This window comes from Methylocystis sp. Se48 (assembly GCF_056269425.1).
Window position 1 is genome coordinate 1,301,047 of the sequence record NZ_CM149850.1, and the last position, 17,940, is coordinate 1,318,986.

General features: G+C 66.0%; 16 protein-coding genes. 13 read left to right on the plus strand and 3 right to left on the minus strand.

Going from position 1 to position 17,940, the window contains the following annotated elements; genetic code table 11:
• The first annotated feature begins 7 nt into the window (after positions 1–7).
• From nuoN to ACV959_RS06425, 5 genes are all read left to right on the plus strand, one after another.
• Positions 8–1,444 carry an NADH-quinone oxidoreductase subunit NuoN gene (nuoN, locus tag ACV959_RS06405; protein ID WP_475739065.1) on the plus strand — a complete coding sequence of 479 codons (1,437 nt, stop codon included), beginning with the start codon at positions 8–10 and terminating at the stop codon, positions 1,442–1,444.
• 13 nt (positions 1,445–1,457) lie between these two features.
• The gene (locus ACV959_RS06410) at positions 1,458–2,234 is read left to right on the plus strand and encodes a biotin--[acetyl-CoA-carboxylase] ligase (protein WP_475739066.1); all 777 of its coding nucleotides are present in this window, start codon (positions 1,458–1,460) and stop codon (positions 2,232–2,234) included.
• Positions 2,231–3,907 (plus strand): ribonuclease J, encoded by a 1,677-nt coding sequence (locus ACV959_RS06415; RefSeq protein WP_475739067.1) that lies wholly within the window; start codon positions 2,231–2,233, stop codon positions 3,905–3,907. Before ACV959_RS06410 ends, ACV959_RS06415 begins: the two co-directional genes overlap by 4 nt.
• Positions 3,908–3,998: 91 nt before the next feature.
• Positions 3,999–5,144 (plus strand): DNA cytosine methyltransferase, encoded by a 1,146-nt coding sequence (locus tag ACV959_RS06420; RefSeq protein WP_475739068.1) that lies wholly within the window; start codon positions 3,999–4,001, stop codon positions 5,142–5,144.
• Between the two features lie 37 nt (positions 5,145–5,181).
• Positions 5,182–5,592 carry a very short patch repair endonuclease gene (locus tag ACV959_RS06425; protein WP_475739069.1) on the plus strand — a complete coding sequence of 137 codons (411 nt, stop codon included), beginning with the start codon at positions 5,182–5,184 and terminating at the stop codon, positions 5,590–5,592.
• A 21-nt stretch (positions 5,593–5,613) separates the two neighbouring features.
• Here ACV959_RS06425 and efp read toward each other — a convergent pair whose 3' ends face one another.
• Positions 5,614–6,225 (minus strand): elongation factor P, encoded by a 612-nt coding sequence (gene efp, locus ACV959_RS06430; protein WP_475739070.1) that lies wholly within the window; start codon positions 6,223–6,225, stop codon positions 5,614–5,616.
• An 84-nt stretch (positions 6,226–6,309) separates the two neighbouring features.
• On the opposite strand from efp, the gene epmA reads away from it, so the two are divergent.
• Positions 6,310–7,353, plus strand: coding sequence for an EF-P lysine aminoacylase EpmA (gene epmA / locus ACV959_RS06435; protein WP_475739071.1), 1,044 nt, complete (start codon positions 6,310–6,312; stop codon positions 7,351–7,353).
• Between the two features lie 9 nt (positions 7,354–7,362).
• On the opposite strand, the gene ACV959_RS06440 is transcribed toward epmA, so the two are convergent.
• Entirely contained in the window at positions 7,363–7,518 is a 156-nt protein-coding gene (locus tag ACV959_RS06440; RefSeq protein ID WP_475739072.1) for a hypothetical protein, read from the minus strand.
• Positions 7,519–7,550: 32 nt separating this feature from the next.
• Positions 7,551–7,763 carry a hypothetical protein gene (locus ACV959_RS06445; protein ID WP_475739073.1) on the minus strand — a complete coding sequence of 71 codons (213 nt, stop codon included), beginning with the start codon at positions 7,761–7,763 and terminating at the stop codon, positions 7,551–7,553.
• Between the two features lie 96 nt (positions 7,764–7,859).
• Here ACV959_RS06445 and ACV959_RS06450 point away from each other — a divergent pair, with 96 nt between their 5' ends.
• The 7 genes from ACV959_RS06450 to ACV959_RS06480 all read left to right on the plus strand — a co-directional run bounded on the left by ACV959_RS06450 (position 7,860) and on the right by ACV959_RS06480 (position 17,938).
• Positions 7,860–8,903, plus strand: coding sequence for a lysine-2,3-aminomutase-like protein (locus tag ACV959_RS06450; protein ID WP_475739074.1), 1,044 nt, complete (start codon positions 7,860–7,862; stop codon positions 8,901–8,903).
• Positions 8,904–8,969: 66 nt separating this feature from the next.
• A complete protein-coding gene (locus tag ACV959_RS06455; RefSeq protein WP_475739075.1) occupies positions 8,970–11,651 on the plus strand; it encodes a DUF3772 domain-containing protein in 2,682 nt (893 codons plus the stop codon).
• A gap of 63 nt (positions 11,652–11,714) precedes the next feature.
• A complete protein-coding gene (locus ACV959_RS06460; RefSeq protein ID WP_475739076.1) occupies positions 11,715–11,921 on the plus strand; it encodes a hypothetical protein in 207 nt (68 codons plus the stop codon).
• A gap of 60 nt (positions 11,922–11,981) precedes the next feature.
• Positions 11,982–13,397, plus strand: a complete 1,416-nt coding sequence (gene gltX, locus ACV959_RS06465) for a glutamate--tRNA ligase (protein ID WP_475739077.1) — start codon at positions 11,982–11,984, stop codon at positions 13,395–13,397.
• 84 nt (positions 13,398–13,481) lie between these two features.
• Complete coding sequence (locus ACV959_RS06470; protein WP_475739078.1) at positions 13,482–14,822, plus strand: cytochrome P450; 1,341 nt, start codon at positions 13,482–13,484, stop codon at positions 14,820–14,822.
• A 244-nt stretch (positions 14,823–15,066) separates the two neighbouring features.
• The gene (locus ACV959_RS06475) at positions 15,067–16,353 is read left to right on the plus strand and encodes a citrate synthase (RefSeq protein WP_475739079.1); all 1,287 of its coding nucleotides are present in this window, start codon (positions 15,067–15,069) and stop codon (positions 16,351–16,353) included.
• A 91-nt stretch (positions 16,354–16,444) separates the two neighbouring features.
• Entirely contained in the window at positions 16,445–17,938 is a 1,494-nt protein-coding gene (locus ACV959_RS06480) for a YcjX family GTP-binding protein (RefSeq protein WP_475739080.1), read from the plus strand.
• Positions 17,939–17,940: the final 2 nt, after the last annotated feature.

Here is a 17,940-nt window from a genome sequence, read left to right on the forward strand (position 1 = left end):
TGCTGAAATGCCCTTCCTCGCAGAACTCGGCCAACATTTCCTTCCTGAGGTCATCCTCGCCATTGGCGTGCTGGCGTTGATCCTGATCGGCGCCTGGCGCGGCGAACGCGGGTTCAGCCTCGTCGACGAAATGGCTGTCGGCATCCTGGGACTGGCGATTATCTCAATCGTGCTGTCCAGCAAGCAGGTGGATGTCGCTGTTTTCGACGGCGCGTTCATGGACGACGCCTTTTCGCGCTTTGTGAAGGTCCTGACGCTTGCCGGCGCGATGATCTCGATCCTGATGTCGGTGGACTGGCTCCAGCGCAATGGCTTGGAGAAATTCGAGTATCCGGTGCTCGTGATTCTGTCGACGCTCGGCATGATGTTGCTGATCTCGGCGGATAATCTCATCGCGCTCTATCTCGGGCTCGAGCTAATGTCGCTGGCGCTTTACGTGATGGCCGCCTTTGCGCGGGATGACGGCCGGGCGTCTGAAGCAGGTTTGAAATATTTCGTCCTCGGCGCGCTGTCGTCCGGCATGATGCTCTACGGCTCGTCGCTTCTTTACGGTTTCGCAGGCACGGTTTCGTTCGATGGGATCGCCCGGGCAGTCACTGAACAGCCGCCAATCGGCGTGATCTTTGGCCTTGTCTTCGTGCTGGCGGGTCTGGCGTTCAAAATGTCGGCGGCTCCCTTCCATATGTGGACGCCGGACGTGTACGAGGGCGCACCCACGCCCGTCACGGCGTTCTTCGCTTCCGCCGCCAAGATGGCCGCGGTCGCGATAACGGCGCGCATCGTGATCACGGCGTTTCCCGCGATCACCAGCCAATGGCGTCAGATCCTGGTCTTCCTTGCGGTCGCCTCGACCCTGCTCGGTTCCTTCGCGGCGATCGGTCAGACCAACATCAAACGACTGATGGCCTATTCCTCCATCGGCCACATGGGATTCGCGCTCATCGGCCTTGCGGCGGGCAATGAAGCAGGCGTCAAGGGCGTCGTCATTTATCTCACGATCTATCTGGTGATGACGCTCGGCTCTTTCGCCGCGATCCTGGCGATGCGCGTCGACGGCAAGAATGTGGAGAATATCTCCGATCTCGCTGGCCTGTCGCGCACGAATGGGCTGATGGCCTTTTTCCTTGCGATGCTCATGTTCTCGCTGGCGGGCATTCCGCCCCTCGCGGGCTTCTTTGCGAAATACTATGTCCTGCTGGCGGCGGTCGATGCAGGTCTTTATCCGCTTGCCGTCATCGGCGTGCTGGCCTCCGCTGTCGCGGCGTTCTATTACCTGCGCGTCGTCAAGGTGATGTATTTCGACGAGCCGGCGGCGGGTTTCGATCGCTCGCCGCTCGCGGTTCGGGCGGTGCTCGCTGCGGCGACGCTTTCCATGCTCGGTTTCTGGCTTTACCCCGCGCCGATCATGGATGCGGCGACCGCAGCCGCAAAGTCGCTTTTCTGAGGGGAATGCGCGCGTGCAACTAGGACCGATTGCGCGCGCGCATGGCGTTCGTCTGCTTGCGCTGGATGACGTCGACTCGACCAATGAAGAGGCGCGACGCTTGATCGAGAGCGGCGAGCGTGGGCCGCTCTGGATCGTTGCGCGCCGGCAGACCAGAGGGCGCGGTCGGCTAGGACGGGAGTGGGTTTCGTCTCAGGGAAATCTCCATGCGAGTTTCGTGTTCGGCGATTTGCAGGAGGCCGGTAACGCGCCTGAACTGGGTTTCGTAACCGGCGTCGCCGCCATTCGGGCGTTACGGGCTTGCGCGGGCGACCACGGTTTCGCGCTCAAATGGCCGAACGATCTGTTGCTCGACGGCGCCAAACTCGGCGGCATACTGCTGGAATGCGTGACCTCGGCGGCTTTGCCTGTGGCGATCGTCGGAGTCGGCGTCAATATCGCTCAGGCGCCGGAAGGTCTTCCCTATGCCGCGCGCGCCCTCTGCGATCTTGGTTGCGAAGCGCCATCGGCGGAGCGGTTTTTTATGCATTTCTCGGATGCGATGGCCGAGGGGATCGGAGCGTGGGGCGGGCACGAGGGCTTCGCCGCAATCCGCGAAGAATGGCTGCGCGCAGCCGCCGGGCTCGGGCGCGATATTCGCGTTATTCTGCCCAATGAAGCGCTCGAAGGCCGGATGGAGACGATCGACGCTTCGGGTCGCCTCGTCCTTATGACGATGGCGGGGCGCCGGGTTGTCGAAGCTGGCGACGTGCTGATCGGTCCGCGTTCGGCCGAGGAGCGCCGCGCATGACGGCTGCTCCGGAGACAGATTTCGTGTTCGCGCCTTTTGGCGGCGTTGGCGAGATCGGCATGAATCTCGCGCTTTACGGCTATGGCCCGCCGAGGTCGCGGAAATGGCTGATGGTGGATTGCGGTCTTGGCTTTCCGGGAACGGATTTGCCGGGGATCGACGTCGTTTTTCCCGACATCGCCTTTGTCGAAAGGATCGCCAAAGATCTCGTCGCGATTTGCATCACGCATGCGCATGAAGATCATATCGGCGCGCTGGCGACGCTATGGCCGAAGCTCAAGTGCAAGGTTTACGCTACGCCTTTCGCGGCGGGACTGCTCGAAGTCCGGCGTCTTGGCGAGCCCAGCGCGCCGAAGATCGACATTTTGCCGGCGCGCGCCGGCGCTGTGCTCAATCTCGATCCGTTCAAGGTGGAGTATGTGGCGGTTGCGCATTCGATACCGGAAGCGAACGCATTGGCAATCCGTACGCCGCTCGGGACCGTGCTGCATACCGGCGACTGGAAGATCGACCCTGAGCCCGGCGTCGGCAACCGGATCGACGAGGCGCGGCTTCGCGCGCTCGGCGACGAGGGCGTCGATGTTCTCATCTGCGACTCGACTAATATTCTGCGTGAGGGCGTCAGTTTCTCCGAGAGCGACGTGGCGCGCGCGCTGCGTCCGCTCATCGCCGAGGCGCCGGGGCGCGTGATCGTGACGACCTTCGCTTCCAATGTCTCGCGGCTGCGCGCCATCGCAGAAGCGGCGCAGGCGTGCGGACGCACGGTCGTCGTGGCCGGCCGCGCCATCGACAGGGTCGTTCAGGTTGCGCGCGACTGCGGCTATCTCGACGGCCTGCCGGGTTTTCACTCTCCGGACCTGCTGCCCAATCTGCCTCGCGAGAAGACCCTGGTCATCGCCACGGGCAGCCAGGGCGAACCGCGCGCCGCGATGATGCGGGCCTCACAGAACGACCATCCGTCGATCAAGCTGGCCGCCGGCGACCGGGTCATTTTCTCGTCGCGCACGATTCCGGGCAATGCGCGGGAGGTGCACAAGGTCATCAACAATCTCTGCAATCTCGGCGTTGAAGTCATCACCGACCACGACCATCTCGTGCACTGCTCCGGGCATCCGCGGCGCGGCGAGGTGGCGCAGATGTATGAATGGGTGCGCCCGAAATCGGCCGTCCCGGTTCATGGCGAGGCGCATCATCTCGCGCAGCATGTGGATTTTGCGAAGTCGCGCGGCGTGGAGCATGTCGTCTCGGCGCGCGACGGCGATCTTGTCCGGCTGCTGCCCGGACCGCCGGGGATCCTCGAACAGTTGCCGCACGGACGTTTGCTCAAGGACGGCGACGTTGTCGTTCGCGAGGACGACGGCGCTGTGCGCGAGCGTAACAAACTCGCCTTTGCGGGCGTCGTGTCCATTGCGCTCGCGGTCGACAAGAAGGGCGAACTCGTCGGCGATCCGGATGTGGTTTTCGCCGGTCTGCCGAAGAGGGGGAAATTCGGCGAGGAGATGGGGGAGGTGATCGACGAGGCGCTATTCGCGACCTTCGAGGGCCTGCCGCGCGCCCGCCGTCGCGATCCCGACACGGTGTCGACAGCCATCGAACGTTCGGTGCGGGGCGCGGTGAATTCCGTCTGGGGCAAGAAGCCGATCGTGCATGTGATGGTGGTGTCGGCGAACTGACGCCGACAACTCGATGGCGCGCGCCGCGGCGAGGGCCGTTCGCGAATCCCGAGCCGATTGGCTAAACTGCGATGGCAAGCGCGAGTCGGGCATGGCCAGCAAACCCACCTATTACGAGTTCTTTGCCGGCGGCGGCATGGCGCGCGCGGGGCTCGGGTCGGGCTGGACCTGCCTCTTCGCCAATGACTTCGACGCCAGGAAAGCCGAGATCTACCGCCTAAACTGGGGCGGAGAGGCGCTGCATGTCGGCGACGTCGCAACGCTCACGACCGCGCAGCTTCCCGGCCGCGCCGATCTCGCCTGGGCGTCCTTTCCCTGCCAGGATCTCTCGCTTGCGGGCGCCGGCGCGGGGCTGAAGGGTGAGCGCTCGGGGACGTTCTGGCCGTTCTGGGAGTTGATGAAGGGGTTGCGCAAAGAAGGTCGTGCGCCGGCGACAATCGTGCTCGAGAATGTGTGCGGCGCGCTGACCTCGCATGGCGGGAAGGACTTCGAGTCGATCTGCGCGGCGCTGGCGGGCGGGGGCTACAGATTCGGCGCGCTCGTCATCGACGCGGCGCTGTTTCTGCCGCAATCGCGGCCGCGATTGTTCGTCGTGGCGGCGCGGGAGGATGTGGCGATCCCGCCGTCATTGATGGGGCAGGGCGCTAGCGGGCCCTTCCACACGAAGGCCCTTCAGTCGGCCCATGCGCGGCTGCCTGTAAGCCTGCGCGCGAACTGGCTGTGGTGGCGCCTGCCGGCGCCGCCGCCGCGCAATACGACGCTCGCGCAGATCATCGAGGACGCGCCCTGCGGCGTGAAATGGCATGGCCTCGCCGAGACGCAGGCGCTGCTCGGCATGATGAGCGCGGTCAATTTCGCGAAGGTGGAGGCGGCGAAAGGCGCGGGCCGCCGGATGGTCGGCGCGCTCTATCGCCGCACGCGCTACCAGAATGGCGAGAAGGTCCAACGCGCGGAAGCGCGTTTCGACGGCCTCGCCGGTTGCCTGCGCACGCCGGCGGGCGGCTCGAGCCGGCAATCCGTGCTGATTGTGGAAAATGGCGAGGTGCGCTCGCGGCTGATGTCGGCGCGCGAGACCGCGCGGCTGATGGGCCTGCCGGAGGCGTATATTCTGCCGGCGCGCTACAACGAGGCCTATCATCTGACGGGGGACGGGGTTGCGGCGCCGGTGGTGCGGCACCTTGCGGCGCATCTCATCGCGCCGACGCTCCGGTCGTCCAGCGTCAGGGAAGCGGCGTGACGCGCCGGGCCGCCGCTCCGCCGCGTCGGCGGGAAATATGAACTCCGAAGAATCCCCCGCGCGCCGCTCCGCCATCATGCGCGCCGTCAAGTCGCGCAATACGGGGCCGGAACTCGCGGTGCGGGCGCTGCTGCGCGGCTTCGCGCCGGGCTACCGGCTGCATCGCAAGGACATTCCCGGCAAGCCCGACATCGCTTATCCGGGCCGCAAGCGGGCGATCTTCGTGCATGGCTGTTTCTGGCACGGGCACGATTGCGCGCGGGGGGCGCGCGCCCCCAAGGCCAACGCCGATTACTGGCGCGCGAAGATCGCGAAAAACGTCGCGCGCGACGCGGCGCATCGCGCGACGCTCGCCGCGCGCGGCTGGCTCGCGCTCGTCGTTTGGGAATGCGAACTGAAAGACCCCGGCGCGCTGGAAAAAAAGCTACGGGACTTTCTGCGTCTATAGGCGTTGGAGCGCAGGCCGCCGTCAGTCCTTCGCGCGCTCGACATAGCTGCCGTCTTCCGTCTGGATGACGACGCGCGTGCCGGCCTGAATGTGCGGCGGCACCATGACGCGGGCGCCGTTGGAGAGCTTGGCGGGCTTGTAGGAGGAAGAAGCCGTCTGGCCCTTCACGACCGGCTCGGTCTCGACGATTTCGAGCGTCACGCGCGCGGGAAGCTGGATCGCCACCGCCTGGCCGTTGAACATGGAGAGGATGCACTGCATGCCCTCCTGGAGCCATTGCGCCTGATCGCCAATGACGTCCGCCGGCACGGCGACCTGCTCGTAGCTGGTCTGATTCATGAAATGGTAGCCGTCGTCGTCGTTGTAGAGGTAGCTGAAGTCCTGATCCTCGACGAAGGCGCGCTCGACCTGCTCGGTGGTCTTGTAGCGGTCGGAGACCTTCACGCCGTCGGAGAGGCGGCGCATGTCGATCTGCGTCGTCGGCGTGCCCTTGCCGGGGAAGAAGCTTTCGGCCGTCAGCACGACGTAGAGCTGGCCGTCTTCACGCTCAATGATATTGCCCTTGCGAATCGAGCTGGCGATGACTTTCACAGGTTCGGTTCCTTCATTGCCGGCGCGCCGGCTCGCGTTCATTGCCGGCCTCGGCCGGGCGGTCTATGAACGGGGGTAAGACCATATTTCGCGCGCGCCGGCAATTCCGTCTCGCGGGGAGGCTTCATGACGCGCGCTTCGCCCTGGTGGGCACGGGATGTTTACGCCGATCGCAAGCCTTTTCTCAAGGCGCGCGGCGCGATCGCCGCCGCGACGCGGCGTTTTTTCGCGGCTGAAGGCTTCACGGAGGTCGAGACCGCCGCGCTGCAGGTTTCGCCCGGGAACGAGACGCATCTGTCGGCCTTTGCGACCGAGCTGATCGCCGGAAACGGCGAGCGCAGCCGCCTCTTTCTCCATACCTCCCCGGAGTTCGCCTGCAAGAAGCTGCTCGCCGGGGGAGAGGAGCGAATTTTCACGCTGGCGAGGGTTTTCCGCAACCGGGAGCGCTCGGCCCTCCATCATCCGGAATTCACCATGCTGGAGTGGTACCGCGCCGGAGAGCCGACCCTGCGGATTTACGAAGATTGCGCGGGTCTGATGGCGGCGGCTGCGACCGCCGCGGGCGCTTCTGATTTTTCCTGGCGCGGGCGGATTTGCGATCCCTTCGCGGAGCCAGAGATCGTCACCGTCTGCGAGGCCTTCGCGGCCCACGCCAGCATCGACCTCGAGCCGCTTCTCGGCGACCGCGAGGGCCTGGCGCGCGCCGCGATGCGCGACGGCGTGCGGGTGACGGCGGACGACGGCTGGTCGGACATTTTCAGCAAGATATTGACCGAGAAAGTCGAGAAGCATCTCGGCGGCGGGCAGCCGACGATCCTGACGGACTACCCCGTCAGCGAAGCGGCTCTGGCGTGCGCGAGAGAAGACGATCCGCGCTTTGCCGACCGTTTCGAGCTCTATGTCTGCGGCGTGGAGGTCGCCAACGGATTCGCCGAATTGACCGACCCCGCCGAGCAGCGTCGGCGGTTCGAGGCGCAAATGTTTGAAAAAGAAATGGTTTACGGGGAACGCTACCCGATCGACGAGGATTTTCTCGCGGCGCTCGCTGAAATGCCGCCCGCCTCCGGCGTGGCGCTCGGCTTCGACCGCCTGGTCATGCTCGCGACGGGCGCGGAGCGTATCGAGCAGGTGTTGTGGACGCCCGTGGCGGCGCAGGGAACGGCCGTCTGAACCCGCGCCTCAACGATGCAGCATCATCACCAGCGGCAAGACGCCGGCCGTGGCGGCGATGAGGGCGCCAAGGCCCAGGGCCTCGACACGGGCGGCGAAACGTGCGCCGCCGAACAGGGGGGCCTTCGGCTTGTCGAAACGGGTTGCCGGCAAATTGGGGGTCATGGCTTCGATCCTTTCGCTGAAAAATCCTGGGATCAGTGATTCAGAAAGATGCCGGCGAGGCCCGCGCCCGCCATGAAGCCGCAGAGCCAGCCGGCGCCAAAAACCTCCAGATAGGCCGTCAGGGCCGCCAAACCACCGGCCTCGCCGAGGAATCCGGACGCACGCGCGGGAAAGCCGACTTGCCCGCCGATCCGCGGCGTCGCCGGAAATTGGATATGGCCGTCGTCGACGAATCTCACGCGCATGTTCATGTCCTCGCTGAATTAGTATATCTAGTTTATAGACTATAAGGATGGTGTCAAGCCATTGCGGCGACGCCGGCGCCGGACTAATTCGGCCGAATGCCTTCCAAATCCCTGCATAGCCTCGCCGACCTCGTCGGCGCCGGACTGGTCTCCGACGCGCGCGCAAAGGCGCTCGACGCGGTCGAGGCGCGCTACAGCGTCGCCGTCACGCCCGAGGTCGCCGCGCTCGTCCATCGCGGGAATCCTGACGACCCGATCGGCCGGCAATTCTTGCCCGACGCGCGCGAGCTTGTGACGCTGCCGCAGGAGCGCGCCGATCCGATCGGCGACGATGCGCATAGTCCCGTTCCGGGCGTGGTCCATCGCTATCCCGATCGGGTATTGCTGAAGCTGCTGGCCGTTTGCCCGGTCTACTGCCGATTCTGCTTCCGCCGCGAGACGGTCGGGCGGGGGAAGGGCGATCTTCTGGGCGCGGCGCAGGTCGAGGCGGCGCTGGATTACGTCGCCGGGCGGCCGGAAATCTTTGAGGTCATCCTGACCGGAGGCGACCCGCTGATGCTCGCGGCGCGCCGCCTCTCCCTCGTCGCGCGCCGTCTCTCGGGCGTCCCGCATGTCGCGGTTCTCCGCGTTCATACGCGCGCGCCGACGGCGGCGCCTGATCTCGTGACGCCGGAGCGGATCGCCGCCCTGCGCGAGAGCGGAAAGGCGCTTTACGTTGCGCTCCACGTCAATCATTCGCGTGAACTGTCGGGCGCCGCACGCGCGGCGATCGCGCGGCTGCGCGAGGCCGGCGCGACCCTGCTGTCGCAAACCGTGCTGCTCGCCGGCGTGAACGACGACGCCGACACGCTCGAACGCCTGATGCGCGACCTGCTGGCGCTGAACGTGAAGCCCTACTACCTGCATCACCCGGATCTCGCGCCCGGCACGGGTCATTTCCGCGTCCGGCTGGAGGAGGGGCGGCGCATCTACGCCGAACTTCTGCGCCGCCTGACCGGGATCGGGACGCCGAACTATGTTCTGGACATCCCGGGCGGATACGGCAAGACGCCGGTTTCCCGGGCCGAGCCCGACGGCGCCGGCGGCTGGCGGATCGCGGATCGCGCGGGCCGTTCGCATGTCTATCGCGACGACCTGTAGCCTTGCCCCAAGATTGACGCGATTCGCCGCTTTCTCGCGTGTTTGCCTCAAGGGAGCCGAACGGGTTTGCGCAGACTGACGCTTCTTCTCGTCCTGTTTTTAGCCCTTTTCGCGCCGGCGCTGTCGCGCGGCGACGAGGCGGCGACGACGCTGGACAAGGCTAACAGCCGTCTCGACCGCGCGCGCGCGACGCTCGACGACGCGCATAAAACGCTCGAAGATCCCAGGCTTTCGGACCGGAGCCTCCGCCAGCTGCGCGAGCGCATAGATCCGCTCAAGCATGAACTCGAAGACATCATCGACCAGCTGGCGCCGCGTCTCGCCGCTGTCGAGGCGCGGCTGAAGGAATTGGCGCCGCCCGAGGCGAAACCGGCCGAGTCCGAGAAGCCGGCGTCGCCGCCGCCGCCCCCCGCGCCGGCCGTTCAGCCGAAATCGGTTCCGTTGCCGCCGGCGCGGCCCGCGCCCGCCGCGGCCAGGCCAGCCGACGCGAAGCCTGACGCAGCCAAATCCCAGCCGCCGCCCGCCGCCGACGAGCGCGCCAATTCCGCCGAGGCGAGCGCGAACGCCGAACTCGAGGAGCAGCGCAAGCTGCACGACGCGCTCGACGCGACGCTCAAACGCGCGCGCGCCATGCTGCTTGAGGCGCGGCAGCTGTCGGTGGCCATCGTCGCGCGCCATCGAGCGCTTTTCGCCAGGACGCTCTTCCTGCGCACGGACGGGCTTTTCTCGCCGGATCTGTGGCGCGCGGCCCTCGCCGACGCGCCGGTCGTGTTCAACGCGGCTGCGTCCTTCCTCGCCGATCGGGGAGCGAATTTCGCCAGCCGCCTGGAGAGTCATCGACCCGAATTCATCGCGGTCGCGCTGGCGATTCTCCTTGCGTTGCCGCCCGCGTTCCTGCTGGCGCGCCGAGTCCTCGCCCGCGATCATTCCGGCGCGACGCCCACGCCCGTGCGCCGTGCGGCCGCGGCCGCATGGACGGCTCTCGTGGCCGCCGCCGCGCCTGTCGCCGCTGCCGCCGCGCTCGGCGTTGCGCTCGAGGGCTTCGACCTGCTGGACGCGACGCTGGAGCCCGTCTGGCGCCGTATATTCGAGGCGATCGCGCGCGTATCCCTCGTTTACGGCATGGCGCGGGCCGTCTTCGCGCCGACGCATCCGGCCTGGCGCGTCATCGATCCCGGCGATCGCCTCGCCCGGCTTTTCGTGCGCCTCGCGACAATGGCGGCCGTCTTTCTGTCCATCACTCGGCTGATCGAGCAGATCGAGGAGACGGTTCAGGCGGGCCTGCCCTTCGTGATCGTGACCCGCGGACTCGGCGTCATGACGATCGCGGGTCTGCTCGGCTGGGCGGTCGCGGCCCTGTCGACTGAAGCCGCTGCGGCAGAGGAGCGGGCGGCCGTGACGAGCGAGGGGCGCGACTGGCTGGCGCTGACGCGCATTCTCCTCGCCCTTGCGATCGCCGTTGTCGTCGGCGCCTGCGCGATGGGCTACGTCACTTTCGCGAATTTCGTCATTCTCCAGGCCGGGTGGACGGCGGGGATCGCCTTCGCGCTCTATGTCGTCGTCATGCTGGGATCAGGCGGGGTGGAGCACGCCTTTTCGCCAGACGGCCTGCTCGGCCGTAGCCTCGTCAGCGGCCTCGGCGTGCGGCGCGACCAGCTGGCTCCGATCGGCGTTTTGCTCGGCGGCGTCCTCACGCTTCTTGCATGGGTCGTCGCGACTCTGATCGCCCTCGCGCCGCTCGGCTACGAGTCGAACGACCTTCTCGCCAATGTCCGCAGCGCCTTCTTCTCCTTCAGGATCGGCGACGTCACCATTTCGCCCTCCGCGGCCATCACCGCGCTCGGGCTCTTCTTTGTCATCATAGCCGCCGCACAGGGGCTGCGCCGCTGGCTCGACACGCGTCTGCTGCCGCTCACGAAGCTCGATGTTGGGTTGCGCAGCTCGATCAACGCGACGCTCGGCTACGCCGGGTTCATCGTCGCCGCGATGGTCGCCATGTCGAGCCTGGGCGTCGGGGTGGAGAGGCTCGCGATCGTCGCTGGCGCGCTCTCTGTCGGCATTGGCTTCGGGCTGAAGGACATCGTCAACAATTTCGTCTCCGGCCTGATCCTGCTCTGGGAGCGCGCCGTGCGGGTGGGCGACTGGGTGGTGATCGGAGACGAGCAGGGCTATGTGCGGCGGATCAATGTGCGGTCGACCGAAATCGAGACCTTCGATCGGGCGACGATGATCGTTCCCAACTCCAATCTGGTCGCCGGGGTCGTGAAGAACTGGCTGCGCGGCGACAGGGTGGGGCGCATCAAGGTGGCCGTGTCGCCGCACTCCGGCGTCGATCCGGAGCGGATGCGCGACATCATGCTCGCCGCCGCCCGCGCGCAGGAGGGCGTGCTGCGCATCCCCGCGCCGCAGGTGATGTTTCTCGGCATGGAGGCGTCGAGCTTCAAGTTCGAACTCTGGTGCTATGTCGAGGACGTCGAGAAATCCTCGCGGGTCAAGAGCGACCTGCATTTCGACCTGCACCGGCGGCTGAGCGAGGCCGGAATCAAGATGGCCGCGACGTCGGAGCCGGCGCGGACGATCCTTCAGCTCCCCGAACTCGACAAGTTAGCCGCCGCCGCGGCGGCGAGCGCGCTTGCGATCGAGAGCGAGATCGTGCGGTTTTCGTCCGCAGAGGCCGAACCTGCCGAGGAACCCCCTGACGCGAAAGCGCCCGCAAAGGACCGGATGGAAGCGGAAAGCGAGGCCTGACCGCCCGCCGGCTTGTGGACCGGCGCGCGCGTCGCCATTTCCCGCAGGGAAAGGAGTTTCGAAATGCCCCCTCGCGGATGGCGGCGCGCCCCGCCTCTCATCGGCGCTTTCTCGCTCATGCTCGCGGCGATTTCCTATTTCGGCGAAACGCCGGCCGGATGGCTCGTCGCCCTGCTCGGACTCGCGCTCTTCGTCTACGGGTCGGCGGGATTTTGTCTGGGTTGCGCGCTCACGGGCTGCCGGGTCGGCCCCGCGCGCGGCAGGGGGTGAAAGATCGCGGCGCGCATGCTAGAGGGGCGCTCCCGCAGCATAAGGATCGCGCTCACGCCCATGTCCGAGGTCGTCACCCGCTTCGCCCCGTCGCCCACCGGTTTTCTGCATATCGGCGGCGCGCGCACGGCGCTGTTCAATTGGCTCTACGCCAGACGCCACGGCGGCAGGATGATGCTGCGCATCGAGGATACCGACCGCGAGCGTTCGACCCAAGCGGCGATCGACGCCATCATTGACGGCATGAAGTGGCTCGGCCTCGATTGGGATGGCGACGTCGTCTACCAGTTCGCGCGCGCCGGACGTCACGCCGAGGTGGCGCATGAACTCCTCGCGAAGGGCATGGCCTACCGCTGCTACGCCACGCCGCAGGAGCTGGAGGAAATGCGCGAGAAAGCGCGGGCCGAAAAGCGCCCGCCGCGCTACGACGGCCGCTGGCGCGATCGCGATCCCTCCGAGGCGCCGGCCGGCGCGCCTTACGTCGTGCGCATCAAGGCGCCCGAGAGTGGCGAGACGGCGATCGAGGACGCTGTGCAGGGCCGCGTCGTCTTCCCCAACAAGGATCTCGACGACTTCATCCTGCTGCGTTCCGACGGTACGCCGACCTATATGCTCGCCGTCGTCGTCGACGATCACGATATGGGCGTCACGCAGATCATTCGCGGCGACGACCACCTCACCAACGCCGCCCGGCAGACGCATATTTATGAAGCGATGGGCTGGCAGGCGCCGGCCTTCGCCCATATTCCGCTGATTCACGGGCCGGACGGCGCCAAGCTCTCGAAACGTCATGGCGCGCTTGGCGTCGACGCCTATCGCGCCATGGGCTATCTGCCCCAGGCGCTGCGCAATTATCTCGTGCGTTTGGGCTGGAGCCACGGCGACAAGGAATTTTTCTCGCTGCCCGAAATGATCGAGGCTTTCGATCTATCCCAGGTGCATCGCTCGCCCGCGCGCTTCGACTTCGCGAAGCTCGAAAACATGAACGGGCATTATCTGCGCGATACGCCCGACGACGAGTTGTTCGGCATATTGATCGACACGCTGCCCTATCTCGAGGGCGGCAAGGCGCTGCTGGCTATGCTCGACGACAAAAAGCGCGCGCAGCTTCGCGCCGCGCTTCCGGGCCTCAAGGCGCGCGCGAAGACGCTGAACGAACTCGTCGACGGCGCCGGATTCCTCTTCGCGCGCCGCCCGCTGCCGATGGACGAAAAGGCGTCGAAGCTGCTGTCCGCGGCGGCGAAGGCGCGGCTCGCCGCGCTCGGCCCCAAACTCGCGGCGCTGCCGGAATGGACGGCGGCCGCAACGGAGGCGGTCGTCCGTGATTTGTCCGTCGAACTCGGCGTCAAGCTCGGCGATCTCGCTCAGCCGCTGCGCGCTGCGCTCACGGGCCGTTCGACCTCGCCCGGCATCTTCGACGTGCTGGAAATCCTCGGCCGCGAGGAAAGCCTCGCGCGCCTCGCGGACCAAAGCTGACGCGAGGCCTTCCGCGACGGGCTTGCGTCTTCCATACCTCGGGGTTTGCGATAAACTTCGCCGAATTTCCCGGAGGAGTTTGTAATGTACGAAAGCTTTGTTCCGCCGGTTGCTTCTCTTCGTGACGATTCGCCTTCGGGCTTCAGGCTGATTTCCGCCTTGCGGCGAGACGTCGTCGGCGTCTGGCCGCGCGCCGCCTACCGCGACACGAGTTGCGAACTCACTTTGTTCGGGCGTCGCAAGATTTTCCTGTTCAACGATCCGGCCTCTGTTCGCGCGATCCTCGTCGATGATTCCGAGAGTTTCCCGCGCTCGCCGCTGCGCAACCGTCTCATCGCGCCGCTTGTGGGCGAGGGACTCGTGCTCTCGGAGGGCGCCGAATGGCGCAAGCAGCGGCGCATGCTGGCGCCGGCCTTCATCCCCAGAGGCGTCGACCGAATCGCGCCGGCCATGACGGCGGCGGCCGAGGCGCGCGTCGAGACGCTGCCGCGCGAGACACAGGAGATCGAGCTGCCGACAACCGTCTCGCGGTGGACGCTGGAGACGGTGGTCAAGGCGATGCTGTCGCTGGACGTCGGAGAGGAGTCCCGCAAGCTGAAGGAAATCGGCGAGCACTATCTCCACAAGCTCGCGCCGCCGCGCCTGTTTGACATTCTCGCGCCGGCGAACGTCACGACGCCGCACGACATCGCGCGGCGATTCTACGGCCGGCGCTGGATGCGGTTCTTCGAGAAGATCGTCGAAACGCGCCTCGCGAGCGGCGAGCGGCGCGACGATCTCTTCGACCTGATGCGCGAGGCGTTGGACGACGGCGAGGATACGCCGGCGTTTCGCCGCCAGTTGCGGGATCAGACGGCGACGATGATCGTCGGCGCCAATGAGACCACCTCTCTCGCGATCTTCTGGACGCTTTATCTCATCGCGCAGGCGCCCGAAATCCAGCGCGCCATCCGCGAAGAGGTCGCCGCCCGCAGGCCCGACGATCCGATCTATCCCGCGGGTCCTACGCTCTCCGCGACGCTCGCCGAATCGCTGCGGCTCTTTCCGCCGAACTTCGCCGTCATGCGCATCGCTGCGCGGGATTCGGAGCTCGACGGCCGCGCCGTGCGGAAAGGGTCGGCGGTGATGGTGCTGCCCTGGATCGTCCATCGGCACGAGGCTTTCTGGCGCGATCCGGGCCGTTTCGACATTTCCCGCTTCCTGCCGGGCGCGCCGCCGCCGGAGAAATATCATTACATCCCGTATTCGGTCGGCCCGCGCGTCTGCATCGGCGCCTATTTCGCCAATGTCCTCGCCGCGCAGATGATCGCCGCGATTCTCGCCCGTTTCCGCATCGCGCTCGTTTCGCCCCCCGCGACCGCCGCCTCCTGCGTCGCGCTGGCGCATCCCGATCGCCGCACCTTCGTGCGGCTCACGCCCCTTTGAGAACAGCGGGCGTCGCAAAAACATTCGCCCGCCGCTCTCGCGGCGGGCGATCCGCGATATTTCCAATTCTCTGAACCTTGACAGGCTTTGCGGTTGATATAGCCTTTTTGCGCTGCACAAGCGGTCTTCCATCCCCGATGTGCAAAAATCCGAGGCCTGCCAGCATCGCGACGCATTTGTGATAGAGCGTCACGCGGGTTGGGAGCGGCGCCGCGCGCGTCCGGGCCGTCTAGCGAGGTGCGCAATGGCCGATCAAAAAGGTACCTTCGCCATCGGCGACAAGACCATCGACCTCCCGGTGAAGGAGGGAACGCTGGGGCCGGCCGTCGTGGACATCCGCAATCTTTATGCGGACACGGGGATGTTCACCTTCGACCCCGGTTTCACCTCGACAGCCTCCTGCGAGTCGAAGATCACTTTCATCGACGGCGACGCCGGCGTGCTGCTTTATCGGGGTTATCCGATAGAACAGCTTGCCGAGCACGGCGACTTCCTCGAGACCTGCTATCTGCTGCTTTACGGCGAGTTGCCGTCGGCGGCGGAAAAAGCCAATTTCGATTATCGCATCACGCGCCACACCATGGTGCATGAGCAGATGGCCCGCTTTTTCCAGGGCTTCCGCCGCGACGCCCATCCGATGGCGGTGATGGTGGCCTCCGTCGGCGCGCTCTCGGCCTTCTATCACGACTCGACGAACATCGCCGACCCGGTTCAGCGCATGGTCGCTTCGACGCGCATGATCGCGAAAATCCCGACGCTCGCGGCGATGGCCTACAAATATTCGATCGGCCAACCTTTCGTTTATCCCAAGAACGACCTCGACTACACGTCGAATTTCCTGCGCATGTGCTTCGCGGTGCCCTGCGAGGAATACAAGGTCAATCCGGTTCTCTCCCGGGCGCTCGATCGCATCTTCATCCTCCACGCGGACCACGAGCAGAACGCCTCGACCTCGACCGTGCGCCTCTCCGGCTCCTCGGGCGCGAATCCCTTCGCCTGTATCGCGGCGGGCATCGCGTCGCTCTGGGGCCCCGCCCATGGCGGCGCCAACGAGGCCGTGCTGAAGATGCTCGCGGAAATCGGCACGCCGGATCGCATTCCGCAATTCATCGCCCGGGCGAAGGACAAAAACGATCCCTTCCGGCTGATGGGCTTCGGCCATCGCGTCTACAAGAACTACGACCCTCGCGCGAAGATCATGCAGCGCACGACGCGCGAGGTGCTGAACGAGCTCGGCGTCAAGGACGACCTCCTGGACGTTGCGCTGGAGCTCGAGCGTATCGCCCTCTCCGATGATTATTTCATCGAGAAGAAGCTCTATCCCAATATTGACTTCTATTCCGGCATCACTCTGAAGGCGATGAACTTCCCCGTCGCCATGTTCACCGTGCTCTTCGCGGTCGCGCGCACGGTGGGCTGGATTGCCCAGTGGAAGGAGATGATCGAGGATACGGGCTCCAAGATCGGCCGCCCGCGCCAGCTCTACACGGGCGAGAAGCGCCGGGATTATGTGCCGATGAGCAAGCGGTGATGCGCCGCGGGCGGGGCTGGCCCGCCCGCTCTCCCAAAACGGCGGATCTTGGATTAGATGAGGTTTCGTCTCGTCTCTGCCCGGAGCCGCCGTGTCTTCCCAACTTTCTGATATCTGGTTCGAAACGCGCGTCGCCGCGGAAAGCCTCGCCGATTTCGTCGCCGGAGCCCGCCTGCGGCTTGGCGTGACGGGGCTTTCGCGGGCCGGCAAGACGGTTTTCATCACCTCGCTCGTGCATCATCTGACCCGGGCGCTCGCGGCGGGGCGCAAGGCGCATCTGCCTCTGTTTCGCGCGCTGGCCGAGGGGCGGATTGTCTCGGCCCATCTCGATCCGCAGCCCGACTTCAACGTGCCGCGCTTTTCCTACGAGGAGCATCTGGACGCATTGACCGGCGGCCCCGACCGGATTTGGCCGCAGTCGACGCGGCGCATTTCGGAGTTGCGCGTCTCGATCGAGTTCAACTCCAAGGCTTTTTCTCTTCGCCACATCGGACAGGAAAACGCCCGGCTCGACATCGACATCGTCGATTATCCCGGCGAGTGGCTGCTCGATCTGCCGCTCCTGGGCAAATCCTACGCGCAATGGTCGCGCGAGACGCTGGAGGCTGCGAGCGCCGCCGCCCGCGCGCCCATCGCCGCCGACTGGCGCGGCGCAACCGCGCAGGTCGATCCGAAGGGACGCTATTCAGAGGGAACCGCGCAGAAGCTGGCGCGGCTCTTCACGGAATATCTGCGGCTCGCCAAGACCGAGCGCTTCGCGCTCTCCACGCTCCCCCCGGGCCGTTTTCTCATGCCGGGAGATCTCGAAGGCTCGCCGGCGCTGACTTTCGCGCCGCTGCCGGTGGAGGAGGGCGAGGAGCTGCCCTACCGTAGCCTCGGCCGCGAAATGGAGCGCCGGTACGAAGCCTATAAGATGCATGTGGTGAGGCCGTTTTTCCGCGACCACTTCGCGCGCCTCGATCGGCAAATCGTGCTGGTCGACGCGCTCGCCGCCCTGAACTCGGGACCGGCCGCGGTGCGTGATCTCGAGAACGCCCTGACCGACGTGCTCAACGCCTTCCGCACCGGCCGGTCAAATCTTATTTCGCAGATATTCCGGCCGAAGATCGACCGCATCCTGTTCGCGGCGACCAAGGCGGACCACCTGCACCATACAAGCCACGACCGGCTCGAAGCCATTCTGCGTCACCTTACCAGCCGCGCCATCGCGCGCGCGGAGGGCGTCGGCGCGACAATCGACGTGATCGCGCTCGCTGCGGTGCGCGCGACGCGCGAAGCGACGGTGCGCCACGAGGGCGAGCGCCTGTCCGCGATCGTCGGCACGCCGATCAAGGGCGAAAAAATCGGCTACGACGTCTTCGACGGCGTTGCGGAAGGCGCGATCTTCCCTGGCGAACTGCCGGAGGATCCCTCCATGGTGTTTCGTGGAGACGCGCTCGGTCTCGACGACGACGAAGCGGAATTTCGCTTCCTCAAATTCCGCCCGCCGATCGCCAAGATGGGCAAGGATCGCGAGCCGCTGCCGCTGCCGCACATTCGTCTCGACCGTGCTATGGAGTTCCTGTTCGGCGACAAGCTCGCGTGACA